This is a genomic window from Niallia tiangongensis, from assembly GCF_044704065.1.
Classification (GTDB): Bacteria; Bacillota; Bacilli; order Bacillales; family Cytobacillaceae; genus Niallia; species Niallia tiangongensis.
Genome location: NZ_CP162613.1, coordinates 1,019,429 through 1,044,829, shown reverse-complemented (window position 1 = coordinate 1,044,829; position 25,401 = coordinate 1,019,429). Strand labels below are relative to the sequence as shown.

Here is a 25,401-nt window from a genome sequence, read left to right as displayed (position 1 = left end):
CGATTCTCCTCCTTAATGACTGTTATCCAATGCTAAAATAGAATGTAGTAATACATTTCCAACTTTTCCAATGTCCTCCATCCGACTCTCCTCTTCCGGACAATGACTTTTCCCAGCTAAACTCGGAACAAATAACATGCCAGCTTGAGTGACCGATGCCATATGGGCAGCATCATGGCCTGCCATGCTTCCTAATCGGTAAGACGGATAGCTAAGATTAGCCGCCTGCTCCTCACAGCATGCCATTATTTTTTCACTCATTGGGACGGGTCCTTGATCAAGCTTTACTTCTCGTTCGACCTTTACCTTTCTATGTCTATGAATAATTTGTACCTTCTCTTCCCATTTTGCTAACACATCCTGAATTTTCTCACTCGTTTGTCCTCTAATTTCTAAAGAAAAAGTCACTTCACCTGGTACAATATTCGTTGCATTCGGCTTTACGAAAACCTGGCCAATCGTCCCAACCACCTCTTCATCAGGGTAGTTTAGTAAAATTTCTTCTAATGCGAGTGCCATACTTGCAGTGGCTAGAAATGCATCCGATCTATCCCTCATTAATGTCGTCCCTGAATGATTCGCTTCCCCTATAACCGTCACTTCTTCACGGTATATGCCAGTAATACCCGTTACAATTCCAACTGGGATATCACGTTGCAGCAATCGTTTTCCTTGTTCAATATGTACCTCCAAATAGGCGGCAAATTCATGAGGGTTTCTTACAGCACTTGCAAAAACATTTGGATTTCCGCCTGCATCCTGTAATGCGTCTGTTAATAATCGGCCGTCTGGATCCGTGACACCGACAATATCTTCAGCCGTTATTTTTCCAGACATCGCTCTACTACCAAAAGTCGAGAAACCAAATGGGTTAGGCTCCTCTGCACTGAATGAAACCAGCTCTAATGGATGCATTGTTTTTACTTTATTTTCCTCCAACACATGCATCACTTCTAAAGCCAGAATCACGCCAAGCGCCCCATCATAAATGCCCCCATTTGGCACGGAATCAATATGAGAACCAAATGCAAGAACAGGTAATTCTGGATTAGTCCCTTCTCTTCTCCCCCAAATGTTTGCCACTTCATCCACATGGACAGCTAGGTTCAATTGAAGAAGTTCCTGCTTCAACCAATTCCTCGCTGCGATTTCTGCTGGTGTAAACGTTGTCCTGTCCATCCCTCCGTTCGCATTGCGGCCAATCTTCCCTAAAGTAAATAGCTTCTGTTCTATTCGTTGTTTATTTACGCTAAGCATTTTTTATCCTCACTCCCTCTCGAAACTCTTTCAGTCTATGATGAACAACCAAACTCCCCTAACCAAAAGTCAGGAGAGTTTTAGATTGTCATTTCTTAAAAAAAACAAACTATAATAGCAAAAATGCAAGTGGCGTTACAATAATTAATGTTAAGATTGTTCGTTCAATCCAGATGACAAGCAATTTAGGAATACTGATCGGAATATCCGTTGATAAAATACAAGGAACGAGGGAAGAGAAAAAGATAACTGCTGAGACTGATAACGTTCCAATTACAAATCTAGTAATTAATTCCGCCTCTGCTACAAGCCCTGCTGGCAAGAACATTTCTGCAACCTCAACGGCTGATGCTTTTGCAGCTAGCATTGGATCAGGAATTTGCAGAATCCAAGTAAATGGATAGAAAATCATTCCGATAATATCAAAAACCGGTGTATATTCCGCTAATACTAAGCCGAGTAACCCAACAGATAATATCGATGGCAAAATAGCCATTGTCATAATAAATCCGTCTTTTAAATTACTAACGATATTTTTAAAGATTGGTAAGGAGTTATCAGCAGCGTCCATTGCTTGTTTCCATGCATGTTGCAATCTTTTCTCTTTAATGACCTCTTCTGGATTTGCATTCCCTTGATAATACTCCTCACTTATTCTATTAAGTGGCCAAATTCGAACGGTAATCGCTGTTACGGCAAACGTTACAACTAAGGTAACCCAGAAGTACATATTCCAAATGTCCATTAAACCTAATGTTTTCGCCACAACAATCATGAAGGTGGCAGAAACAGTAGAAAATCCTGTCGCAATGATCGTTGCTTCTTTGATGGTATATTTCCCTTCTTTAAATACTTTGTTTGTAATTAACAGACCAATCGAATAGCTTCCAACAAAGGATGCAACGGCATCAATCGCAGAACGACCTGGGGTTTTCCAAATAGGGCGCATAACTGGCTGCAAAAGGACGCCAATGAATTCTAATAATCCATATCCAGCTAATAATGCTAAGAACACAGCGCCAATTGGGACAAGCACACCTACAGGGATTACTAGCTTATCAAATAAGAATGGTCCCATTCCTGGTTCAAAAAACCACGCTGGTCCAATTTTAAAAACATAAGAAATAGCAAAAACAAGACCGATGATTTTGAAAAAGGATAAGACGATATTGACTGCATTTTTATTCCATGATTTATTAACAAATGGATAAATGGCGCCAAATAATATAACGAGTAATGCATAATACGGTAAGGCAGCTGGAACGGCTTGCTGAACAAAGGTGACTAGATGATCGAGTGGGATTGTGGAGCTGTCATTGATGGTAATAGGGATGAAAAAGGTAAAAATACCGATTATGCTGTAAACAATAAACTTAAAAACTTTTAGACTACTATTTGGGCTTTTTCCTTGTTCTAAAGGGATTTGTCTTTCCGTAGTTTCCATGCGCTTTCCTCCAATATTGATTTTTTTAATGCTGTTTTCCTTGTGAATGGGATCGTTGATTTCCGCTACATTTACTTCCTTTTCACGGGGAGGAGCTGAGTCTCCTCGGCTTTCGCTTGTGGGGTCTAAAGCGTCCTCTTCTTCCCGCAGGAGTCAAGTGTCTTCCGCTCCAATCAACTCAGAATGTTAAATATTATTCATTAAAAAAACAAGCTTCGATTAAATTTTTTAATGCTATACATAGAAGATGATAATGTAATATCTCCAAATTCAATCATGTCTACCTTTATTGAAGCTGTTTTTCTCTAACGACTGGTACTCCTTTTTTGATCACTGTATCCACATGGTTCATTCCATACTGATAGGATAAGGTTAGATAATTGGGTACATCAAATATGGTTATGTCTGCTTGTTTTCCTTTTTCCAAGCTACCTATTGTATCTGCACGGCCAATCGCATGGGCAGCATTTATCGTTGTTGCGGTGAGTAATTCTTCTGGTGTCATGCCCATTTTCAAGCAACCCAAATTCATAATGAATGGGAGTGATAGGGTTGGCGAGGACCCTGGATTGGCATCTGTCGATAGGGCTACAGCAACGCCTCTATCAATCATTTTTCTCGCTTCCGCAAATTCTGCCATCAAGAAAAATGCGGTACCTGGTAATAAAACAGCCATGACATCACGCACTGCCATCTGTTCAATCCCATGACTAGAGGCTCTTAATAAGTGATCCGCGGATATCGCGCCTACTTCTGCCGCTAGCTCTGCACCGCCATATGGTTCAATTTCGTCGGCATGGATTTTCGGAATTAATCCATGTTCCTTCCCCGCTTCTAAGATGCGTCGTGATTGTTTTGGCGTAAACACACCTCGTTCACAAAAAACATCATTAAACGTTGCTAAGCCTCTCCGTGACACTTCCGGAATCATCTCGTTAATAACTTGATCGACAAAGTGTTCTGGATTATCTTTATCAGCCAATGGGATGGCATGTGCTCCCATAAAAGTAGAAACGATATCCATGTAGTGATCCTGCTGGAGTTTTTTGGCAACCTCCAGCTGTTTTATTTCATGCTCTAAGGACAAGCCATAGCCACTTTTTGCTTCTACGGTTGTCACTCCATGGAGTAAAAATTTATCTAATCTAGCTTTTGACTCTGCGTATAATTGCTCAAAGGAAGCTTCCTGTGTCGCTCGCGTTGTGGCGTGAATTCCTCCGCCAGCATTCATAATATCCATATAGGTTTTGCCTTGGAGACGCATCGCATATTCCTTTTCTCTTGTACCGGCGTGAACCAAATGTGTATGGGGATCAATTAAACCAGGGGTTACTGTTTTATTCGTCGCATCGATCTGCTTTGCATCCGCAATCAAATTTGGATATTTTGCTTCGATTGCACTTGTTTCTCCAACATCAAGAATCCTGCCATTTTGAACGAGTACTGCTCCATTTTCAATGACAGTAATCTCGCTCATCGCCTGCTTTTTAGCTGGTGTTCCCGAATGACCTTCCACCGTAATTAGTTGTGCTGCATGTTTAATAAACAGTAAATCCGTCAAGCATTACACCTCCGCATTTTTTAACATCGGAATATGGATTCCTTTTTCTTTCGCTGTTTTCACAGCAGATTCATAACCTGCATCGACATGTCTAACTACCCCCATGCCTGGGTCTGTCGTCAATACTCGCTCAATCCGCTTTTCCGCATCCTTTGTTCCATCTGCTACAATGACCATCCCTGCATGTAGAGAGTATCCCATCCCTACGCCGCCACCATGGTGAACACTCACCCAGCTAGCTCCACCGACACTATTGATCAATGCATTTAGAATCGGCCAATCTGCTACCGCATCACTCCCATCCTTCATTGCTTCTGTCTCACGGTTCGGCGATGCAACAGAGCCAGAATCTAAATGGTCACGCCCGATGACGATTGGTGCTTTCAATTCTCCACTTGCAACCATGTCATTAATGATTTTTCCAAACCTTGCCCGTTCCCCATAGCCAAGCCAGCAAATCCGGGATGGCAAGCCTTGAAAACTGATTTTGTCCTGTGCCATTTTGATCCACTTACATAAAGCCTCGTTGTCGCTAAATTCCCTTAATATGACCTCGTCTGTTTTATAAATATCTTCCGGATCGCCTGATAATGCTACCCAACGGAATGGTCCTTTTCCTTCACAGAATTGAGGACGAATATAAGCTGGAACAAAACCAGGAAAATCAAAGGCATTCTCTATCCCTTCATCTTTTGCAACCTGGCGAATATTGTTTCCATAGTCGAATGTTACTGCCCCTTTAGCTTGCATATCTAACATTGCCTGCACATGTGCTGCAATACTCTTTTTCGCTAATATGGTGTACATTTCTGGGTTAGAAGCTCTTAATTCTGCTGCTTCCTCAAGCGTCATCTGTGCAGGCACATAACCGTTCAGTGGATCATGGGAAGATGTTTGATCTGTCAGTACCTCTGGGATAAAGCCTCTCTCAATCATTTGTGGTAAAATTTCAGCAGCATTTCCAAGTAAGCCAATCGAAAGGGCACGACCTTCTTGCTTCGCCTCATTTGCCAAACGGATAGCCTCTTCTAGACTATCTGTGGAAATATCCAAGTATTTCGTCTCTAGTCTGCGATCAATACGATGTTGGTCCACTTCTACAGCAATACAAACACCTTCATTTAAGGTTACTGCTAACGGCTGTGCTCCACCCATTCCACCAAGACCGGCAGTTAGTGTGATCGTTCCTTTCAGGCTTGATCCAAAATGTTGACGAGCACATTCCGCAAAGGTTTCATAAGTACCTTGGACAATCCCTTGGCTACCGATGTAAATCCAGCTTCCAGCAGTCATTTGCCCGTACATCATTAAACCCTTTCTATCTAATTCATTAAAATGGTCCCAATTGGCCCATGCAGGAACAAGATTGGAATTGGCAATCAATACTTTTGGCGCGTCTTTATGTGTTCTAAAGACAGCAACTGGCTTTCCGGACTGGACAAGTAATGTTTCGTCTTCCTCCAATTGTTTTAATTCATTGACAATCGCTTCATAACATTCCCAGTTACGTGCTGCTTTCCCTATACCACCGTACACAACTAATTGATCGGGATTTTCCGCTACTTCTGGACTCAGGTTATTGTTTAACATTCGTAAGGCTGCTTCAGAGATCCAATTTTTCGCGTGTAATGTAGTACCTGTATATTGTTCTACTTGTCTTTTTATCGTTGTCACATGTACCATCCCCTAAATAATTAAATTTTCTTATAATTTAAACTTTATCAAAATTTATAAATTATAATAGGTAATTAACTTATGAAAAAAGATAATTATTTACGGGTTGTATCTGACAAGCATGATAAAAACGGTTAAATTTATGATAATTATTTTGGATAGGATAAAAATATTAGATGATAACCTGTTTTATTGTTTTCAACGCAGTTAAAAATCAAAAGACGTCCCTGCCGATTATTTCTCAATAGGAGGCATCTTCTTAAGGCTTTTTTCGTAAAGTTTGTTGCTATCACCCGCAGCTGGAATACACTTCGCTTTCCGTGGGGATCGCGCTGAGCCGCTTCGTCGCTTCGTCGCTACGCTCCTGCAGGGTCTTAAGACTGTCTCGCTAATCCCACAGGAGTCTACGTATATTCCAGCTGCTCTATTTTTCCAACTAATTCTTTTTACCTATTGAAGATAACAAACTATATTAAAGTGTTTGCTGTCTGATAAACTCTCTTGGGGATAGTCCGGTTTGTTTTCTAAAGATGCGGCTAAAGTAGTTTGGGTTATTAAAGCCGACTAATTTTGCTGTGTTTTGGATTGGTGTGTCGGAGGTGCTTAAAATATCCTTTGCTTTTTGAATGCGGATATTTGTTAGGATTTCTCGAAAACTTCTGTTGTTTTTGTTGGTTAATAAATAGCTGAAGTAGGATGGACTACGACCGATATGATTTGCCACTTCGACTAATGATAAATCGGAACGGTAATAGTTTTTTTCCATATAGGTAATCGCTGCTTCCATTATATCCAGCTTCGGTTTTTCTACTTGTTGATTTTGCAGATCAAATAAGTAATCAATAAACAAAATTATTTCCTGGACAATTCGATATAGAACACTATAGTTTAAGATGTTATTAAAAACATCCTTATAATAATTCTCACTGCTGCTGTCTTGCAGTCCGCTTTTAATCATATAGCGACGAACCTGTGCAAGAATACTTGTTAACCTCGTTCGAAGCATACTAGGAGAAGGATAAGGACTTTTCATACTGAAAAATTCACCGTACATCCATGCCTTAATTTCACTAATTTCCTTTTCATCAAGCATATAGACCCAATCCCGTTGCTGCTCCATCGTTAAAAAAGGATCCCTTTCTACCCACTCATGAAAATCATTGGCCAAAATCACTTGACGGTATCCTGTATAAAACGTTACATTTATTGCTTTTCTTAAATGATTATATGTCTGATAGAGAGAATGCTGATCGCGACGACTAATCGCAATCGCGAGCGGCGCATCATGCTCGATTTCCCATTCTCTTAAGAAACGCTTTGCTTCGTTGATTTCATCCTGTAGGTCATGTTGAAAGGCAAGGACAAGATGGTCACTCGTCGAAAAAATAACAGGCTTGTAATAAAAATCAAATTCATTACTAAATGCTCTTATTTCATCTAATGCATCGTTCCATTCACTTTCTATGAGAAATACCGGGTATTCATATGGCATCAAGTCATCAATAAAAAGTGCTTCATATTTCGAGTCATATGCTATTCTAGAGGTATTTTTTTCATCGTTCATAGGAGTTAATTGCATTCGCATTAATTCTTGAAAGGCTTTTTTGACGAGATTCGGTGTTAAAGGTTTAACAAGTAGATCAACTGCTTTAACTGCCATCGCCTGCATCGCACGCTCAAAGGTAGTTTCAGCTGTAAGGGTAACGACATTCTTTGCATATCTATTAATATAGGATTGAACCATCTTCCAATGCGTATCCGGGATCATATCTAATTCAATAAACAAAATATCTGGTAAATCTGTTTCGAGAACCGCTAATACTTCTGCCAGCTCATTTCTTTTCTCTATGATAAAATCCGGTGACGAATTTTTCGAAACAAGCCATTCAATTCCATTCACTTCTTGCTTGTCACGATCTGCAATCAAGATTTTAAACATAAAAAACCTGCTCCCTTACAATAATGACTTTGACACTATTATAACAGTAGACAGGCATTAGAATGATGCTATATTTTTTTATCCGTGATTCCATCTATATCGATTTCAAATGACTCTTTCAATGCTTTGCTTAACCTCTCGATATCCTCCGAGAAAATCCGGTCCTCATCAATTGAAGCAACACTCTTTCTTATATGTTCCAATAACTTTTTCGTAAAAGCTGCCATCTTTTCTTTTCCGCGAATTTCCGCAGCCTGTGCTGCACAGATCAATTCAATCGCCAATACTTTTCGTGTATGTTCAATAATTTGATACGCATGCCTCGCACCAATGGTCCCCATACTAACATGATCCTCCTGATTTGCAGAAGACGGAATCGAATCCACACTAGCTGGATGGGCAAGGATTTTATTTTCCGAAACCAATGAAGCTGCAACATATTGCATAATCATCGCCCCAGATTGCAAGCCAGGCTTGGAGCTTAAGAATGCTGGCAAATCATTTAGTTGAGGATTAACTAACCGTTCAATCCGCCGCTCTGAAATATTCGCCAGCTCCGCCATCGCAATTCCCATAAAATCCATCGCCAACGCAATCGGCTGACCATGAAAATTCCCACCAGAGATTACTTTTTCACCATTGTTAAAAATTAGTGGATTATCTGTCGCTGCATTCATCTCTATTTCTAGTTTATGTTTCACATATTGCAATGTCTGCCAAGTAGCACCATGTACTTGGGGAATACAACGAAGCGAATAGGCATCCTGGACACGCAATTCACCTTGCCTCGTTATTAGCTTACTTCCAGCAAGATATACACGCATCCGCTGAGCCACATCTATTTGCTCTTGATACCCTCTTGCTTGATGGATGTCATCATCAAAAGCATCGATAATCCCCCTTAACCCTTCCATCGTAACGGCAGCAATTTGTTCCGCTTGATAGGCCAGTTTCTCCGCTTCCAAGTAGGCTACAGCCCCCATCGCCGTCATCGCTTGTGTTCCATTAATCAGTGCTAACCCTTCCTTTGCGGAAAGCCTGATTGGTTCAATGCCCTCAGCCTGTAAAGCATTTAGCGCTGGTATTCTTTTTCCTTTATAGAATACTTCTCCTTCACCGAGAAGTGCCAAGGCAAGATGAGATAAAGGAGCAAGATCCCCACTCGCACCAAGGGATCCTTGCTGTGGTATGACTGGATGAATTGCTTTATTTAGAAGTGCTAGTAATCTATCAATGATGAGAGGACGAACTCCTGAATATCCCTTTAGTAAAGCATTCGCTCGAAGAAGAAGCATAGCTCTTGAAACCACTTCTGGAAAAGGCTCTCCTACTCCACAGGCATGGGAATGGATCAAATTGAGCTGTAGTGTTTCTACATCCTCCTTATCAATGCGGACGTCGCTTAATTTACCGAAGCCAGTATTAATGCCATAAACCGTTTTTCCTAGGTTTACGATTTCTTCGACGGCTTTTCGGCTGTTTTTTACTTTTGTTAGGCTTTCTTTTGATGGTTTGACGGGTTCGTTTGTGTAGAGGATTTTTTTTAGTTGGGATAGGGTTAGGTTGGTGCCGGTTAGGGTGATCATGGTGGGGTTCCTCCTTTTTTAATAATTAGAGACGTACTTTATATCATTTAAAATCGGATATGTTCAGGTTTAATAAAAAGATTGGTAATTTAAATTCGCATAATCTTTTCCTTTGTTTTAGTTACGATTTTAAATAGGAAAATATTCATCAAAATAATATATAATTTTAAAAGGGCTTAAATTCCTTAACTCTCCAATTAGTAAAATTTTTTCTACTCTAGCCTGCCTACATTTCAATTGCTTTCTTTGTTAAAACAGAGTAATTCACATTTTTAATGAATCCATCCTTTCGCCGATTAAGATTCTCCTTCTCTATACAACGAACAGGAATGATAAAGATAAATTAGAGGAACTTTTGATTTTTGTGTATGGTAACTATTAAAAACAACACAAAAAACGCCTCTACTTAGTTGTAGAGACGAAATTAACACACTTCAAATATTTATAATATTATGAGTTAAGATATTATTAAATGGCTAATTGATTAACTCAACCTTATAAATCAGTATATTTCTTTCTTGATCCAAAAGACTTATCAACAGGATATTTCTGTTTATTTTTACGAACTTTCTCTTTAATAGCCTGTTCCAAATTTATTCCAATCTCATTAGACATTAGTAATGCATATATAACCACGTCTGCTATTTCATCTTTAATATTTTCCCTATTGGCAACTATACCTTCTTCACTTGTTTTCCACTGAAAGTTTTCTAATAATTCACTTGCTTCCAAAGAAAGAGATATAGCTAAATCCTTGGGATTGTGAAATTGTTTCCAATTTCTTTCGTCTCGAAAGCTTAAAATTTCATTAATTAATGAATCAAAAATCGATGTTTCAAAATTAAAACCTTGCTCTTTGAAGTTTTCATAAATTTGTTCAGCATCTTCAAACTGGGAGGATGGCACAATCAACGAAATGTCATCATTTTCACGTATTTCCGTTTGCCAATCTATTTCAGGATAGTTAGCTTTTAGCTTTGTTAAAACTATATCTATTTTTTTACTGTCGTCCCTATAAAATGAATCCAAATACTTCAAAGTCAACACACCTTCTTCACTTCCTTATTCTTGTCTCTCTATTATTAATGATATTCACTCTTATCCTCTGCAATCTTCAAAATTTCATTGTTTTCCGTCCGATTCTCATAAAGCTTCATTAAATGTACTCTTAGTTCTGGGTCACTTGCAAATAGATATAACCCCTTTATTCCCCTTTTCAATAGAACATTTATCGAATTTAGAATTATTCTTTCCTTTATATATTCAGGATCATCGAATTCATCTTTTCCTCTGAACGCCTCTGTATCCTTATAATTTTCTGTAATGATTTTTAATTCATCCTTTTCCTGGTCATACGTAACCGATGGTCCTAATATTACACCAACATAATTCAAATCAAACCCCTGAATCGTATAGATAGAGCCAACTTCCTTTATAGTATCTTTTCTCTCAGCCCAAGTAGTATCTCTATTCGTAGTAGTATTCCAAGGTAATTTAAATTGATTTTCTTTGATATAATATGTTTCGCCATCCTTTTTATGAACGTAATCGAAGGTTGATACCACTCTTGCTAAGCCAAATCTTTTATTTTTCTCACATATTTTTTTATACAACATAGCTGCTGAATCAAAAATTTGAAAATCAAACTCTTCCTCTTTAGGTGCAGGTAGTATCTTTTTTTCTACAAAGTGATCAATCCAATTAATCATTTCAAGACTTGCCTGCATGCGAAATTGATTTTTTAATATGTATTCTTCTGAATGATGACTGTCTACAAGGTGCAGTAGCATATTTTTATCCCAATAGCTTTTCATTTTTAATACTTGCTTTTCATCAAATACCAATATGACAATTTTACTATGTTTCATTATCTCTTCTAGATGGTTATTCTCATTAAAATTATTAAAGCTATCCGCTCGGGTTAACAATAAATGTGCTTCATCCACAAAAACGATATCCGCTTTTTGATTATCCTTTTTCCTTTTGTTTATAAAAGGTGTAGGCTTGTCAAAATTATTCTTTTTAAGCGCTTTTACTTTCCCTGCAATTTTTTGATATGTTTTTAACATCTCACTATGATTAACTAATAAAAAATTATTACTATTATAAAGTGCTGACGACTTCTCCTTTGCTAGCTCTTGTATCCGATTAAAAACTGCGCTTAAAACCACACTCTTTCCAGTACCGGCTTCACCTTTAACAAGGAAAACAAAAGGCTTATCATCATTAATATGTTTTTCACATACAGCAATAATTTTCTCTTTTAATTCAATTTGTTCTATCGATAATTCTTTAAAAGGAGATAGCTTAAATATATCTTTATTTTCAATAACTTCTCTTGAGTGAGTAACATAATCCCTTTTCTTTAACTGATCCCATAATTCATTAAATACCTTTTCATTATAAAATGGCTTATCATAGTAATTGTGACTAACACTAACAACTGTTTGACTCTTATTTTGAAGCTTATAACGCTCATCTGCTAAAAAGTAATTAATCAGTTTTGTTTCAATATTATAGGTTGCTGATCGATTAAATTTTTCATGAATAATAACCGTCATCTTATCAAGTGATTTTCTTTCTGGATTTTTCAAATGATTTTTCATACGGTTTCGTACAGCTACCGTTTCACCAATATAAACCTTAGTATTATTGTTTAAGAAATATACAACCGGATAGTCAGAATAGGACTTACCATACAAAGAGTCTATTGAAGAATGAGTAAATGGCATAGAGATTATTTCTAACGTATTCATTGGATGATTACCTTTCATATACATTTATATGAATATTTTACCACATTCAATTATAAGGAGTTAAACTCCTCTCTCCTACCTTTTTTAGTTTGTGATTCCCATTCATAGCACCCTAGTTTTTTCCAAATTTCATTCTTCTATTTTACAGGTACCATAATTTCAACTAGGATAATAACGGTAATTTTCATACTAAACCAAACAAAAAATGGATGACATGAGTACAGTTTAATACCTACTCATAACATCCATTTATAATATCAGCTCTATCTTTTAATCAGTTTATTGCTCCTAATCCCACCAACATTCCCTCACTCAACAATCTCAAAACCATCAAGCATCGCACGCACTTCATCCGTCGACTTTGTGCTCATCAATTGATTTCTCAATTCACTCGCTCCTCTAAATCCCTTTACATATATCTTAAAAAAGCGATGAAGAGCTTGGAATGGACGTGGCTCTAATTCACTTGAATATTTATCATGAAGATCAAGCTGCAATCTTAGGAGATCCAAATATTCCTTGCTACTATGCTCTTTCGGTTCTTTTTCAAAGGCAAATGGATTTTTGAAAATACCACGCCCTATCATAATTCCATCCACACCATATTGTTCGGCTAGCCTCAAGCCAGTTTGACGATCAGGAATATCCCCATTGATTGTCAAAAGGGTATCTGGTGCAATGCGATCACGGAGCTTTTTGATTTCCGGAATTAGCTCCCAATGTGCATCCACTTGGCTCATTTCTTTTCTCGTACGCAAATGAATGGAGAGATTAGCGATATCTTGTTCCAGTATATGTGCTAACCAATCGTGCCACTCTTCTATCTCCGTATAACCAAGTCTTGTCTTCACACTTACCGGTAATCCCCCCGCTTTTGCAGCTTGGATTAATTCTGTAGCGACTTCTGGACGTAGGATAAGGCCGCTTCCTTTTCCTTTCGCTGCCACATTTGGGACAGGACAGCCCATATTAAGGTCAATCCCCTTAAATCCAAGCTCCGCCATACCAATACTCATTTGGCGAAAATATTCGGGCTTGTCTCCCCATATATGTGCAACCATTGGCTGTTCATCTTCTGTAAAAGTCAATCGTCCACGGACACTTTGTTTACCCTCTGGATGACAATAGCTCTCCGTATTTGTAAACTCGGTAAAAAATACATCTGGTCTACCTGCTTTACTCACCACATGGCGAAAAACAACATCCGTCACATCTTCCATTGGTGCAAGCACAAAAAATGGTCGTGGCAAGTCACGCCAAAAATTTTCTGTCATATCTATTCAAATCCTTTCAAAGGGACAAGGGGACAGACCCCTTGTCCCTCCCAAAAATAATAAGTACAAATTTCTTGATTCTTTTACACTTATACCATTTTTCAGTACCATTTATCAAAACAAAGAAAATTTCAAACATTATTTTAGATAATCAAGTAAGAAAAAAGCTTTAGAGGTGGTTTCTTATCTAAGTTTCTGCTATATACTAGAAATTATTAAGTGCCTATTTAATATAGTATAGAAGACAACCAAAAAGGAAGCAAAAGAACTTCCCCTGCTTCCTTACCTAATCCTATCTGTTCCCTTCAATGCCCCAACAGTAGCCGCACCAATTCCAAACATAGTCATCTGTAATTCCAGCTCTCGAGTCTCAAAAAGTTCTATCAGATCCTCTGGTGATTCTGTAGCTTCTCTTAGAATCGAACGAGCAAAACCAACCATATCTGATCCAAGCGCGATAGCCTTAGCAGCATCCATTCCATTTTTGATTCCACCACTAGCGATGATTGGTTTGTCAATCGCTTCGTTAACGGAAACAATACATTCGGCAGTTGGAATCCCCCAGCTAGTAAAAGCTTCGGCTGCTATTTTCTTAATCTTCTCTTTGGAGCGTAGTTTTTCCACTTGGCTCCATGATGTACCACCTGCACCAGCGACATCAATAAACGAGATTCCAACGTCAGTCAGTTTTTTCGCGATGGTGCCATCGATTCCAAAGCCAACCTCTTTTGCACCAACGGGAATATCTAGCTGTGTACATACTTGTTCGATTTTCCCTAACAGATCTTTAAAATTACGATCTCCTTCTTGTTGAATAATTTCCTGAATGCTATTCAAATGGAGAACGAGCATATCTGCTTCTGTCATCTCGATAATTTGTTTACACTGGTCGATTCCAAAGCCATAATTAAACTGCACCGCACCTAAATTGGCGATGATTGGAATAGTTGGCGCATATTTTCGAATTTGAAAGGATTCTCGATATTTTTCATTTTCGATGAGTGCTCTTGTAGAACCCAAGGCAAATGCCCAACCTCGTTCCTCTGCAGCAATCGCAAGGTTTCGATTAATCGTCTCCGCCATCGCAGCACCACCAGTCATCGAGCTTACCAAGAAAGGCGTCTTCATCTTTTTACCTAGAAACTGTGTGTCTAATGTAATTTCATCAAAATCAATTTCTGGCAAGGCATTATGTAGAAATCGATACTTTTCAAGACCAGTTGATATGTTTTCACCTGTTACTTTCTCATTTAAAACCAACTCAATGTGCTGGGCTTTTCTTTTGTCAATTGAATCAGTCATTCTCCAAACTCCAATCTAATTATATTTGGTTGCAGGGAGGATATCTAAAGGAACAATACCAGCATCCTGCCATGCTTTATGTAATCGTTCAAGCTTGTCTGTACTTGTAAAAGCAATTCCACAATCACCGCCACCAGCTCCAGACGATTTTCCAGCTCCATAACGATTAGCAATTTCAATCAATTTTTCTAAATGAATCGTTTCAATTGCTCCGCCAGTTTCTCGACTTAACGCTAATAATGCCGACCGATTAGCGGATAAGCTTGCCATCACTAACTCCATATCATTATGTTTAAAGCCTTCTACCATAGTGGAAACTGCATCACGGCTTTTACGTAAGAACGCTCCATAACTATTGGAATTTTGATTTTTAAGTGGCGCGATCTTTTTTATCAAAGAAGCTGTTTTGGCAGAACTACCTGTCCAGCCGACAGCAAGTACTAATTCCTTAGGAGCTTCTAGCTGCTCGATCTGTAGATATGGCCATGCCTCTTCCACCAATTGAGAAATATCCCTTTGCTCCATAAGCTTTTCTTTTAACCAACTAGCTTTAAACGCTGTATAGTGGAGCCAACCGCCATAAGTCGATGCTGCCACATCTGCACAAGAACCACTCCCTTGTGTCTGATAATGAGCAATTGCAGCTAGTTTAAAAATAAGGGTTTTCGAAACAGGCAATCGATCTCGATACAGCGTTAAAATAGAGGATACAACTGCGACAACTACGGCTGCACTTGAACCTAGACCATATTTCCGGCCAGAATCGGCATCATCCAATTCACTCGTTACAGTCAGTGAGAACGGCTTGGTTTCTATAGACCTTTCCCCTAAATATTGATGGACCACAGCAATTGTATTTTTTATAAAATCTAATCTTGCATCTGTCTCTTCCAAAATGACTTGTCCACGTTCAAATCGACAAGCAACATTTAGAAGACCTAGCTGCGGTAATGAAAGAGTCTGTTGTTCACTCCTTGCAACCTGTGCTGTAATAAATCGGTCAACTGCCACAACAATCGCTGGATAGCCTGGTTCCAATACGGCGTATTCCCCAGCAACAAAAAGTTTCCCTGGAACTTTGATTTCGCGCATCCAGACTCCCTCCCTTTAAAGTGCTAATTTACCGTTACCTATTCCTGCTTCTTTCTTGCTATTATCCATTCTATTCAGATAAATACTGAATCCCAGGTCCTGGATGACATACAATCACATCACGAACAGAAGGTAAAGCAGCTAGCTTTTCTTTCATCATCTGTTCATTCATAGGTTCACAAAGTACTTTTACATTCGGTCCTGCATCAATCGTGAAATAAGCTTCTAAGCCTTGTTGGCGCAATTCCATGACCTTCTGCATAACGTCAAGTGTTGCACTTTGCCAATAAAAAAATGGCGGCTTTGCCCCTAGCATCGTTGCGTGCATTTTTAATGCATTCGCTTCCGCAATTTCTCCTAGCTTTGTGAAGTCGCGCGCTTTAATAGCTTCCTTTATTCGTTTCAAATCTTCTTCAAGCGTCGCTAACCAACCTTCGTAAAATGGAGAAGTGTCTACTGTCCGCTGCATGCCATCTCGGCTCGAAACAGATTTAGGACCAGCTTCCACCACAACAGATAGAACACTAATATCCCATGCTTTTTCGTCTATGATTTGTGTCGCAAACGAATCCGTTCCATCCGTTTTCTCTCCTTTTTGCCATTCAACAAATCCGCCAAAAATGGAGCGAGAAGCAGAACCAGAGCCTTGACGAGCTAAAGCAGAAAGCTCTGTGCCTGTTAAATCTAACTGTAACGCTTTACTTGCTGCCGCTGCTAATGCTGCATAGCCTGAAGCGGAGGAAGCAAACCCAGCAGCTGTCGGTACATGATTAACTGATGTCACCTTTGCAAAGGTTTTGGTGCCTGCAAGGTTGCGTACATGATTAAGAAAAGCTGTTACTTTCATTATCTCATTATCAGTGACTTGATTTCCATCTAATAGGAGGGAATCTTTCTCAAACTGATCAGAAAACTGTACCTTTGTTTCTGTATAAAAATGATCCAATGTAATCGATAAACTACTATTCATTGGTAAAAACAATTGGGAATCACGTTTCCCCCAATATTTTATTAAGGCAATATTCGTGTGAGCTCGAGCGATCGCTTCCATTAACCACACTCCTCATTTTAATAATTAGCATTTAGCTATTGTGTACTGCCATGTTTGAGCAGCACCAGCTTGTATCAAGGCATCAGCAACCTTTTTGCCGGTAATTTCATTTTTTACTAGTGCCAAAATACAACCACCACGGCCACCACCTGTTAATTTCGCGCCTAATGCCCCAGCAGTTCGAGCCGCCTCTACTAGGCCGTCTAATCCTAGGTCACTGACACCTAACAAAGAGAGCTGTTGATGTGCTTGATTTAATTTATCACCAACCTGTTGAGGATTGCCTGCTGCAAGAGCCAGCCTCACCTCTTGTGCCAATTTGCCAAGTAGTATAATTGATTCCTCGATTTGCTCTGGTTTCATTTCGTACTTATCTCGAATCGATTTAACTGCTGAATAGGTGTCGCCAACCCTGCCGCTATCTGCTACGACAAAATGAAAGGGAGCACCTATTTTGACACTTTCAACCTCTTGTTGTTTTTGAAACCAAATTGGATTGGCGCTAGATGCTGCCATCATATCGATCCCACTCGGCGTTCCGTGCGCAAATTTTTCGGCACGCTCCACTAATGTCATCAACTGACTATGCTTGAGCTTCTGATTGAAAAAGGAAAAAAGACCGCGTACAAGGGCAATCGCAATCGCTGCACTTGAACCTAGTCCACGCCCAATTGGAATCGAGGATGCAATCTGAATATGTAAGCCTGAAGAACGTTTTTCAAGAACCTTCAATGTTTGGATGATGCAATCACCAATTCCCTCCATCTTTTCAGGAATCTGTTCTATCGATCCTTGATAAAAGGGGCTTTCAATTTGTATCCCATTTCCCCCAATATTTTTCACTGTTACTTTTACTTCTATTTGTTTAAATGGAAAAGCAATTGCCGGTTGTCCGTAAACAACGGAGTGCTCTCCAATTAAAATCAATTTACTATGTGCTCGGCCTACCGCAACTTTTTGTGGAGTTTCAAGCATCGATATCCCCACTTTCATTGAATAAATTAGATGTTTATCTAGATGTATCTATCTTTTGTCTAAGTTTTAGGCTGTTTTCTAAAAGATTGTTTTTTTTATAAGGAAAAATAAAATTTTTTAGAACTACTGAGCAGCCTGACTACACGGAATGCTCCTATGGAATTAGCGAGACAGGTGAGACCCCGGAGGCGAAGCTGAGGAGGCTCACCGCTCGCCCCATGGAAAGCGAAGTGTATTCAGGCTGCGGGTCATAGCAACAAACTTTACTAAAACAGCCAAGTTTTAAAACCAAGTAATGATCCATGGTGCTGCATAGAGGATCATAAACTGAACGCCATAATTAACGCCCCAGCGGTGTAGCATACCAGCAAATAACCCGATGACAAGTACACCGATAATATTGATAAAACCAGCGTCCATAAAAGCTAATAATAGCACAAGTCCAAAAAATAGTCCTAGAATTGCTTCATGGGGAATCCAGCGAAACACAAAGGCACAAATTTTATGGGCGTATTTGACGGTAACAAAATAAGTGATTGCAAGGGCAATCGTTGCACCGATAAGCGTTGCCCAGACAAAGTCTGCATTCGATAAGATATGATGCAGGTTATGCTCTGTTGTAAATACTGGTGGCGCATTAAAAAGGGCATTGGCTGGACCAATCGCCATTGGAGACAAGGGAATACCAAGTGCGATTAAAGGAATCAAGGTTCCTGAAATATACGTAGCGTTAGTCAGCCCCTCCATTGACGCGATAGCAACAGACGCTTTTTTCACCGGATCCTTGACTCTGCTTGAAAAAAGTTCTCCAAGAAATATGGTCATGCCAACAGGGCTCATGATAAAGGTAATAGAACCTATAAAACTAGCAAGCACACTTGATCCTGTTTCCTGTTTTGTCAATATTTTAAAAGGACTAGGAAATCCTTTAATGGGATTTGTTTGCGCAAAATCAATCGTTTTCTTTGGAAATCTTGGCATACTATCTCGTTTTTCTTTATGTAAAAGTTCAAATATTGTCAGAATGACGGGACCAATTGTAATTCCTAAGAAAAAGGAAATGAAGACATTTGTTCCCTCAGGTACAACACCTATTCCCCAATAAAGGTGGCGTAATCCTTCAATTAATAAGGCAAAGGGAAGAATCGATACAAGTGCTAACACCTTATTTTTTGTCATTAATGCAAGTAAAACGGCCCCAATGAAAAAGAGAGGGTTTGCATATTCTTTGATGACATCAGAAAATGGAATTAAAGCTTGTGCCATAAGTAAGCTTACGGGAACCGAAACGAGAGTCCCGATAACAGAGCCGGATGCCATTTTGCGAATACTGATATCAGGCATGCCATGTTTTTTTAACACGAGTGCATGCTCCACCATCGGGGTCGCCATCACCCCGCCAGGAATACCAGCGAGAGCAACTGGAATCGAATCCGTTACTTTATTGGCCACAATCGCAGACATAAAGAAGGTTAAGACCACAATTGGCTCTACTCCTGCCAATACGATCGCTAACGTCACCGGAGCTAAAACAGCCGTTTCATCTGTCCCTGGTGCAACGCCGATTATTGTATATAAAACAGCTGCTAAAACGGCAGCAGCAATCATCTCTATAATTAATACGATGTCCATTATTTTTCTCCTGTTCCCTTAAAGTTTCTTTTTGGCTTAATGATAAAGCTACAAATGATAAAACCAATAAGAGCACCAGCAAGGCCAAAAAACAATGGCTTTGGCGCTTCATTTGGCGCGATAAAATAGGCGCCCATAGTGGTTATAGCACAAATGGCTATCGCCAAAACCAAATCCTTTATTTTAACAAGATCCTCCCAGACCTCAATATTATCGTTTGTATCTTGATTCTTTTTATTTTCCATACAATCAAACTCCTTGTATTTAATGATCAGAAATGAGCATACTGTTAGGTTCCGCTTCCCCACGAAGATTATACACTAAATTCCATTTGATGAAAACGATTCTCATTTAAATTCTAAAAAATAATATATGTTTTCATGGTAGTTATACCACAAATTATGTTTGGCATAACCACTTCTTTCATTTAACTATATACTCCTTTTCCCCCTCATTATTTTTTAATGTAATGAAAAAACTTCTTTCTTAAACGCCAAAAACTATGAATCACATTTCAATCTTGAATGTAATCCATAGTTCTTAAGATTATTATTCTTCCTGTACTTGTTAATTGGGATAAGGGATCGAAGCCGCCCTATCACCTTTAACAAGTTACTTACCCAAACTGATGTTTAAATGCTTTACTAGCGAAGAAATAAGCAATAACCATGATACCGATACACCAGGCAAGAGCTATCCAAATATCATTGCCAACAGTTCCTTCATACAAGAGAGCACGAATGGCATCCACAATTGAAGTCACAGGCTGGTTCTCAGCGAATGCACGGACAATCTTAGGCATCGTTTCAGTGGGGACAAAGGCTGAACTGATAAACGGTAGGAACATCAGTGGGTATGAGTAAGCTGTAGCTCCTTCCATAGATCCCGCTCTTAATCCAGGAATGACTGCTAGCCATGTCAGTGCTAGTGTAAATAGTCCAAGTATCCCAGCTACAGCAAGCCAATCCAGAATATCAGCATTGGAACGAAAGCCCAACAATAATGCGACAAGGATAACGACCACGACAGTAAGCATATTGGAAATAATCGAAGTCAACACGTGAGCCCACAATACCGACGAGCGTTTAATAGGCATCGTAACAAAACGTGCCATCAGTCCGCTCTTTACATCCGTAAACAGCCGTAGAGAAGTGTAAGCAACACCAGATGCGATTGCCATCAGCAGAATTCCCGGCAATAAATAATTCACGTAGTTGTCCGTGCCGATCTCTATGGCCCCACCAAATACATAGACGAACAGAAGCATCATCATAATTGGCGTAATCGCCACTGTAATTATCGTATCTGGGCTTCGCATAATATTGCGCATTAAACGCCCTAGTAATACCCATGATTTGCTTTTCATTTATATCTCCTCCTTTTTGCCAATAATTGCGAGGAAAATTTCCTCCAACGTCGGCTGCTTCTCGATATACTCCACTTTTGCCGGTGGGAACATCTCTTTAAGTTCGGTAAGCGTACCAGTAGTAATGATTTTTCCGCCATGTAGGATAGCGATACGGTCTGCTAGCTGTTCCGCTTCCTCCAGATACTGAGTCGTTAGCAAGATGGTCGTGCCCCCGCCCGCAAGCTCCTTGACTGTGTGCCAGACTTCCATCCGCGCCTCAGGATCAAGCCCTGTCGTCGGTTCATCGAGAAAAATTACTGACGGCGTCCCGATTAAGCTCATGGCGATGTCAAGCCGACGCTTCATTCCACCGGAATACTGGTCCGCCCGCCGGCGTGCAGCATCGGTCAAGCTGAATCTTTCAAGCAGGTTGTCAGCTTCTTGAACCGGATTGGAAACACCCCATAATTTGGCGGTCATTATCAGATTTTCACGACCAGTAAGCATGCCATCTAATGCTGCAAACTGCCCTGTCACGCTAATGCTCTGACGAACATTATCTGATTGACGCTGTATGTCAAATCCGCATATACTTACTTCTCCATCAGTAGGTTTCATCAACGTTGAGAGGATGTTGACCATCGTCGTCTTACCCGCTCCATTTGAACCTAGCAATGCAAAAATTTCACCACGCTGCACCTCAAAATCTACTCCCTTTAATACTTCCTTGTCTTTAAAGGATTTCTTTAATCCTTTTACAGAAATAGCTACATTACTCATATGTTTTTCCTCCTTATAAAAAGCACCTGGCTAAACTTGATTCCTACACCCACCTACTTAGTCTGACTGATATTCTGTATCACTTACTACCTAGTTGAAAATATAACTGAATAGTTAAGGTGGTAATTCACTTTGGTAATAACTATTCAGTCCATATTAGCTATTTAGTTTATTCTTGATTAATCGTTTCTTGATGCTCTCATTCACGAACTTCATGTGGAGCAAACTCAAACAAAATTTTCAAGTTTGCGTCGTTAGCATCGCTACTAGGGTAACATTCACTAAGATCGGGCCATTATCCACGACCAATGGTATCGTTCAACTTCTTGCGATACTTATCCTTCCAAGTTTGCTCATCTTTCACTAGCTCGTCGCAAAAAGCTGCCACATCCTCGCCCGTAAGGTCAGTGACTTTTTTTCCTTCCGCCGCTCCTTCCTCGAAAAGATCGAGAATGCCGTTAAAAATGCGACTGCTGTCCTTCCAGTCAGTGGGACCACCACCAGCAGCCCACATATATTTTTGGATAGCTTTGTAAGCATTGCTGTACTCACTTGGAAGTGCCTTCGCACGTGCCTCCATCGCCTTCCATTCACGCTTATCTTTCAGACTGCCAATAATCTTTTCAAAAATACTCATATTACATCATCCCCGTTTGATTTTTTGTTTTAAGTTCATTAATTTTGCTTGATACAAATTCCCATTTTCTCCAAAACATTTTAAGTTGCTCTTGGCCAGCTGCGTTTAGAGTATAAAATTTTCTTGGCGGTCCCATATTAGATGGCTTTTTCTCGATATCCACCAAATTATTTTTTTCCAGTCGCATCGTAATCGTATAAACTGTTCCTTCCACTACATCCGTGAAACCAAGTTCTCGCAGCTGTTGCGTGATTTCATATCCGTAAGTTTCCCCACGACTGATGATCTCAAGCACACAGCCCTCAAGCACTCCTTTCAGCATCTCTGTAATATTTTCCATATTTTCAACCCCATTTATAAGTCACTATATTTAGTTATACTCTATTCCGTAGGTAGTATGTGTTGCAGATATGAAGTAATACTAACTACCGGTATATAGTAACACTGAATAGATTAGATTGTCAAGGGACAAAGGGATAGCCCCTTTATCCCCGAAAACTATTCTACCTATTCCATAGTTATCATCACTTTTCCCTGTGCATGCCCTTTTTCAAAATATTGAAGAGCTTTTGAAACCTCCTTTAGAGAATAGCTTCTATCCGTTACTGGCTTTACTTTCCCTTCTTCTATTTAGCCCATTGATGAAAACTAAATCTTGTTGATTTGGCCTTTGCAGGAAGTTGATAAATTTCTTTTTTCAAAATATGAATATGCCATCGTTTTCATCTCCTTGGGAAGGGTAGTAAGATTGGAAGTGCTGTGATAGGTACTTCCAATCTTACAATGAAAACGGTGGCTTTTTTCTATTTATTTGAGCTATTTTCTATACTTGGCACCTTAAATAGATAACTGTCTTTTTACGCTGATACCGACTTTGAAAAACTACTTGGAAAACATCCCATTCCCTAAATGAGGGTGAGGTTATTTTTTTACCAACTATGTTATATCCATTTTGAAAGTATAGGCATATGATATAGAGATTTACAGGAAAGGGGCCCAAAACAATGATGAATTTTAATCAAACAGGTATGAGATCACATCATGGCGGTGGAGGTCATGCATCAGGAGGCAATGGTGGTCACGCTACTTGGCACCATCATGGCGGCGGACATCCAAATTGGGGACACGGTGGAAACTGGCATCATCAAGGTGGATATAATCCAGGAGGAGGATTTGCATTAGGTACTCTTACAGGATTAGCACTTGGCACGGCGGCAACACCAGCTCCGTACCCAGTACCTGCTCCTTACCCATATCCGTATCCTTATCCATCCCCGTATCCATCATATACAACTCCTTATTATCCAGGATACTGATGGAAGCAGCACGTTAAAGAATTTAAAAACACTCAATGAAAAAGCAGGTACCCAACAATATGGGGACCTGCTCCCTTATTTTAACAAAATGAATCTTTTGATTTTGGTACTGACAGTCCAAATAATGGTCGGCGTTTAAGTGCTATAAATGTTTCGATTGTTTGTCGAATGAACCTTTGAAAAATGTTGACAGGCACCAACGTTTAGAATTTCTTCAGGACATACTTTGACGCTTATCCTCCCGTGAAACATTCCTGTGAAACAAGATTATTCGAGGTGTCACTGTGACCTTACCTTTAAAGAACTCAGTTGGAATTGTATTGATTCGTCTTCCTAATTGGGAGAAGCTAATCGAGTTCAACCCTGTAGCACATTGCAAATCGTCTGAAAATACAGCGTCACTCAAAGCCCGTAAACTCTCGGTCTCATGGAGCTGCGCATACAAAAGTAGTTTCAAAAAGGAAACCATATAAAGCTTCTTTGTATAGTAATTTAATTGATGTGTTTTCACCTGTTCTTCTAATAATGTCTGATTAAGCGGTGAAAGCCATTGTTCAAATGATGTTTTTCGTGTAAACTTATCCATGCGTAAGTCCTTTATTTTGGATTTGGATAGGTTACTACCTCCCAACCATTATAAAGGATTTTTTTATGGAAAAATTAAGTTGCAGAAAATTCAGTTTTAAAATTTGTGTTGAATTATTTTAGTGCGACACTAGTGCTATTTATCAACATTAAAATTCAACAGAGCCTTTTATTTAAAAATGGAACAGAATGATAATCCTATAAGCGACCCTGAATTACTGACGTTAAAAACCCGGCGATTAAGGAACTTAATAAGCATTACATAAGCATTTCTTTGGTGATTTCTTCAATTGAAATAAAATATTCACCATCCATAGTATCATTATCCTTTAATCTAATTATTGGATTATCATGGTCGAACATATAAGGAAGTTCTGTCACAGAGTAATCATATAGCCTTTGTAAAATTCGGTTCAACAAATACCTTTGCTTCCCCTCAAATGATAAATTCTCATTGCTATCAAAAAGTATTTTTTTTAATGGACAACAATATTCAAAACAATAATAAGTGCTATTTTCATAGTAGTCAACTACAATATCCCTTCGGTTCAAGAATTGTGCTAACACACTAATAAGTTCAGATGTATTAAACAGATCCCGTGCATAATGATTTTTATACAATAAATCTTTCAACATAAAACCATTAAAGCAATAGTCAATACGATTTACGTTATGCCCCAACCTCCATCTTAAGTATGGGACATTTTCTTTATACGAATCCAATAAGGATACTATTTCCCCTTTATATACCAGTTCCAAACGACCTTCAATGGGAAAAAATTCAACTCCGTGGTTTTTTAAAAATTTTGTAGTTTCGTTTTCTATTGATAATAAGTCATAGAGATTTTTGCCAGTGTAATCGCTCATATTAGAGTTCAATCTTCGACCTAAATGAAAAAACAAAACTTGATCTACAGGAGTATTAGGCATCTTTGCATTAATGAAATCATTAATAATGTTATTGAATATATCGCCATCTAAATAGGATTCTTTCCGTGATTCTTTTCCTGCCTTGTCAAAAAGAACCGAAACTTCTTTCGTTGTAATACGAAAATAATTACAGATTCCCTGCAACATTGCTTCACGGGAATTTGTGTCTATAAACATTTTTACCTCCGTTTCTGCAATAACTGAACTTAATTAAAATAAACGGATATTCCGTTTTCCAGTTTTGCACACCCTAAGCACTCAA

At 39.1% G+C, this 25,401-nt stretch carries 22 protein-coding genes and 1 pseudogene; 1 reads left to right on the top strand and 22 read right to left on the bottom strand.

The features are described from left to right. Nucleotides 1-12 precede the first annotated feature (12 nt). The 20 genes from AB3U99_RS05135 to AB3U99_RS05040 all read right to left on the bottom strand — a co-directional run bounded on the left by AB3U99_RS05135 (nucleotide 13) and on the right by AB3U99_RS05040 (nucleotide 22,938). Nucleotides 13-1,257, bottom strand: coding sequence for a Zn-dependent hydrolase (locus AB3U99_RS05135; RefSeq protein WP_400246006.1), 1,245 nt, complete (start codon nucleotides 1,255-1,257; stop codon nucleotides 13-15). A 109-nt stretch (nucleotides 1,258-1,366) separates the two neighbouring features. After that, complete coding sequence (locus AB3U99_RS05130; protein ID WP_400246004.1) at nucleotides 1,367-2,701, bottom strand: YjiH family protein; 1,335 nt, start codon at nucleotides 2,699-2,701, stop codon at nucleotides 1,367-1,369. Nucleotides 2,702-2,987: 286 nt separating this feature from the next. After that, nucleotides 2,988-4,262, bottom strand: a complete 1,275-nt coding sequence (gene hutI / locus AB3U99_RS05125) for an imidazolonepropionase (RefSeq protein WP_400246002.1) — start codon at nucleotides 4,260-4,262, stop codon at nucleotides 2,988-2,990. Between the two features lie 3 nt (nucleotides 4,263-4,265). Then, nucleotides 4,266-5,945: a urocanate hydratase gene (hutU, locus tag AB3U99_RS05120; protein ID WP_400246000.1), complete on the bottom strand. Its 1,680-nt coding sequence runs from the start codon at nucleotides 5,943-5,945 to the stop codon at nucleotides 4,266-4,268. Between the two features lie 463 nt (nucleotides 5,946-6,408). After that, nucleotides 6,409-7,875: a helix-turn-helix domain-containing protein gene (locus AB3U99_RS05115; RefSeq protein ID WP_400245998.1), complete on the bottom strand. Its 1,467-nt coding sequence runs from the start codon at nucleotides 7,873-7,875 to the stop codon at nucleotides 6,409-6,411. A gap of 68 nt (nucleotides 7,876-7,943) precedes the next feature. Next, nucleotides 7,944-9,461 (bottom strand): histidine ammonia-lyase, encoded by a 1,518-nt coding sequence (gene hutH / locus AB3U99_RS05110; RefSeq protein ID WP_400245996.1) that lies wholly within the window; start codon nucleotides 9,459-9,461, stop codon nucleotides 7,944-7,946. Nucleotides 9,462-9,956: 495 nt separating this feature from the next. Then, nucleotides 9,957-10,289, bottom strand: a complete 333-nt coding sequence (locus AB3U99_RS05105) for a nucleotide pyrophosphohydrolase (protein WP_400247964.1) — start codon at nucleotides 10,287-10,289, stop codon at nucleotides 9,957-9,959. Nucleotides 10,290-10,543: 254 nt separating this feature from the next. Next, the gene (locus AB3U99_RS05100; protein ID WP_400245994.1) at nucleotides 10,544-12,217 is read right to left on the bottom strand and encodes a DUF2075 domain-containing protein; all 1,674 of its coding nucleotides are present in this window, start codon (nucleotides 12,215-12,217) and stop codon (nucleotides 10,544-10,546) included. A gap of 308 nt (nucleotides 12,218-12,525) precedes the next feature. Then, the gene (locus tag AB3U99_RS05095; protein ID WP_400245993.1) at nucleotides 12,526-13,491 is read right to left on the bottom strand and encodes a tRNA dihydrouridine synthase; all 966 of its coding nucleotides are present in this window, start codon (nucleotides 13,489-13,491) and stop codon (nucleotides 12,526-12,528) included. A gap of 282 nt (nucleotides 13,492-13,773) precedes the next feature. Beyond that, nucleotides 13,774-14,793 (bottom strand): type 2 isopentenyl-diphosphate Delta-isomerase, encoded by a 1,020-nt coding sequence (fni, locus tag AB3U99_RS05090; protein ID WP_400245991.1) that lies wholly within the window; start codon nucleotides 14,791-14,793, stop codon nucleotides 13,774-13,776. Between the two features lie 15 nt (nucleotides 14,794-14,808). Continuing rightward, complete coding sequence (locus AB3U99_RS05085; RefSeq protein ID WP_400245989.1) at nucleotides 14,809-15,885, bottom strand: phosphomevalonate kinase; 1,077 nt, start codon at nucleotides 15,883-15,885, stop codon at nucleotides 14,809-14,811. A 70-nt stretch (nucleotides 15,886-15,955) separates the two neighbouring features. Continuing rightward, the gene (gene mvaD, locus AB3U99_RS05080; RefSeq protein WP_400245987.1) at nucleotides 15,956-16,936 is read right to left on the bottom strand and encodes a diphosphomevalonate decarboxylase; all 981 of its coding nucleotides are present in this window, start codon (nucleotides 16,934-16,936) and stop codon (nucleotides 15,956-15,958) included. 24 nt (nucleotides 16,937-16,960) lie between these two features. Further along, nucleotides 16,961-17,911 (bottom strand): mevalonate kinase, encoded by a 951-nt coding sequence (gene mvk / locus AB3U99_RS05075; RefSeq protein WP_400245985.1) that lies wholly within the window; start codon nucleotides 17,909-17,911, stop codon nucleotides 16,961-16,963. A 282-nt stretch (nucleotides 17,912-18,193) separates the two neighbouring features. Then, nucleotides 18,194-19,543 (bottom strand): tripartite tricarboxylate transporter permease, encoded by a 1,350-nt coding sequence (locus tag AB3U99_RS05070; protein ID WP_400245983.1) that lies wholly within the window; start codon nucleotides 19,541-19,543, stop codon nucleotides 18,194-18,196. Further along, the gene (locus tag AB3U99_RS05065) at nucleotides 19,543-19,788 is read right to left on the bottom strand and encodes a hypothetical protein (RefSeq protein ID WP_400245981.1); all 246 of its coding nucleotides are present in this window, start codon (nucleotides 19,786-19,788) and stop codon (nucleotides 19,543-19,545) included. Before AB3U99_RS05065 ends, AB3U99_RS05070 begins: the two co-directional genes overlap by 1 nt. Nucleotides 19,789-20,159: 371 nt before the next feature. After that, nucleotides 20,160-20,909 (bottom strand): ABC transporter permease, encoded by a 750-nt coding sequence (locus AB3U99_RS05060; RefSeq protein ID WP_400245979.1) that lies wholly within the window; start codon nucleotides 20,907-20,909, stop codon nucleotides 20,160-20,162. Then, on the bottom strand, nucleotides 20,910-21,671 hold the full coding sequence (locus tag AB3U99_RS05055) for an ABC transporter ATP-binding protein (protein WP_400245977.1): 762 nt from the start codon (nucleotides 21,669-21,671) through the stop codon (nucleotides 20,910-20,912). It abuts the gene before it with no gap. Between the two features lie 295 nt (nucleotides 21,672-21,966). Next, a complete protein-coding gene (locus AB3U99_RS05050) occupies nucleotides 21,967-22,308 on the bottom strand; it encodes a DUF1048 domain-containing protein (RefSeq protein ID WP_400245975.1) in 342 nt (113 codons plus the stop codon). 1 nt (nucleotide 22,309) lies between these two features. After that, nucleotides 22,310-22,648 (bottom strand): PadR family transcriptional regulator, encoded by a 339-nt coding sequence (locus AB3U99_RS05045; protein ID WP_400245973.1) that lies wholly within the window; start codon nucleotides 22,646-22,648, stop codon nucleotides 22,310-22,312. Between the two features lie 167 nt (nucleotides 22,649-22,815). After that, a complete protein-coding gene (locus AB3U99_RS05040; protein WP_400247963.1) occupies nucleotides 22,816-22,938 on the bottom strand; it encodes a zinc-binding dehydrogenase in 123 nt (40 codons plus the stop codon). Nucleotides 22,939-23,312: 374 nt separating this feature from the next. On the opposite strand from AB3U99_RS05040, the gene AB3U99_RS05035 reads away from it, so the two are divergent. Beyond that, entirely contained in the window at nucleotides 23,313-23,624 is a 312-nt protein-coding gene (locus tag AB3U99_RS05035) for a hypothetical protein (protein ID WP_400245971.1), read from the top strand. Nucleotides 23,625-23,919: 295 nt separating this feature from the next. Here the strand turns inward: AB3U99_RS05035 and AB3U99_RS05030 are convergent. Then, nucleotides 23,920-24,210: pseudogene (locus AB3U99_RS05030) on the bottom strand (DUF4372 domain-containing protein); the annotation flags it as partial. Nucleotides 24,211-24,467: 257 nt separating this feature from the next. Continuing rightward, nucleotides 24,468-25,316: a hypothetical protein gene (locus tag AB3U99_RS05025; RefSeq protein WP_400245969.1), complete on the bottom strand. Its 849-nt coding sequence runs from the start codon at nucleotides 25,314-25,316 to the stop codon at nucleotides 24,468-24,470. Between the last annotated feature and the right edge of the window lie 85 nt (nucleotides 25,317-25,401).

Coding starts and splice junctions, on each gene's coding strand:
- AB3U99_RS05100 (WP_400245994.1), bottom strand. CDS start 12,217: ATGAATACGTTAGAAATAATCTCTATGCCATTTACTCATTCTTCAATA.
- AB3U99_RS05115 (WP_400245998.1), bottom strand. CDS start 7,875: ATGTTTAAAATCTTGATTGCAGATCGTGACAAGCAAGAAGTGAATGGA.
- AB3U99_RS05130 (WP_400246004.1), bottom strand. CDS start 2,701: ATGGAAACTACGGAAAGACAAATCCCTTTAGAACAAGGAAAAAGCCCA.
- mvaD (WP_400245987.1), bottom strand. CDS start 16,936: ATGGAAGCGATCGCTCGAGCTCACACGAATATTGCCTTAATAAAATAT.
- AB3U99_RS05060 (WP_400245979.1), bottom strand. CDS start 20,909: ATGAAAAGCAAATCATGGGTATTACTAGGGCGTTTAATGCGCAATATT.
- AB3U99_RS05085 (WP_400245989.1), bottom strand. CDS start 15,885: ATGCGCGAAATCAAAGTTCCAGGGAAACTTTTTGTTGCTGGGGAATAC.
- AB3U99_RS05065 (WP_400245981.1), bottom strand. CDS start 19,788: ATGGAAAATAAAAAGAATCAAGATACAAACGATAATATTGAGGTCTGG.
- AB3U99_RS05135 (WP_400246006.1), bottom strand. CDS start 1,257: ATGCTTAGCGTAAATAAACAACGAATAGAACAGAAGCTATTTACTTTA.
- hutH (WP_400245996.1), bottom strand. CDS start 9,461: ATGATCACCCTAACCGGCACCAACCTAACCCTATCCCAACTAAAAAAA.
- mvk (WP_400245985.1), bottom strand. CDS start 17,911: ATGCTTGAAACTCCACAAAAAGTTGCGGTAGGCCGAGCACATAGTAAA.
- AB3U99_RS05050 (WP_400245975.1), bottom strand. CDS start 22,308: ATGAGTATTTTTGAAAAGATTATTGGCAGTCTGAAAGATAAGCGTGAA.
- fni (WP_400245991.1), bottom strand. CDS start 14,793: ATGACTGATTCAATTGACAAAAGAAAAGCCCAGCACATTGAGTTGGTT.
- AB3U99_RS05055 (WP_400245977.1), bottom strand. CDS start 21,671: ATGAGTAATGTAGCTATTTCTGTAAAAGGATTAAAGAAATCCTTTAAA.
- AB3U99_RS05070 (WP_400245983.1), bottom strand. CDS start 19,543: ATGGACATCGTATTAATTATAGAGATGATTGCTGCTGCCGTTTTAGCA.
- AB3U99_RS05035 (WP_400245971.1), top strand. CDS start 23,313: ATGATGAATTTTAATCAAACAGGTATGAGATCACATCATGGCGGTGGA.
- AB3U99_RS05025 (WP_400245969.1), bottom strand. CDS start 25,316: ATGTTTATAGACACAAATTCCCGTGAAGCAATGTTGCAGGGAATCTGT.
- AB3U99_RS05095 (WP_400245993.1), bottom strand. CDS start 13,491: ATGACAGAAAATTTTTGGCGTGACTTGCCACGACCATTTTTTGTGCTT.
- AB3U99_RS05045 (WP_400245973.1), bottom strand. CDS start 22,648: ATGGAAAATATTACAGAGATGCTGAAAGGAGTGCTTGAGGGCTGTGTG.
- hutU (WP_400246000.1), bottom strand. CDS start 5,945: ATGGTACATGTGACAACGATAAAAAGACAAGTAGAACAATATACAGGT.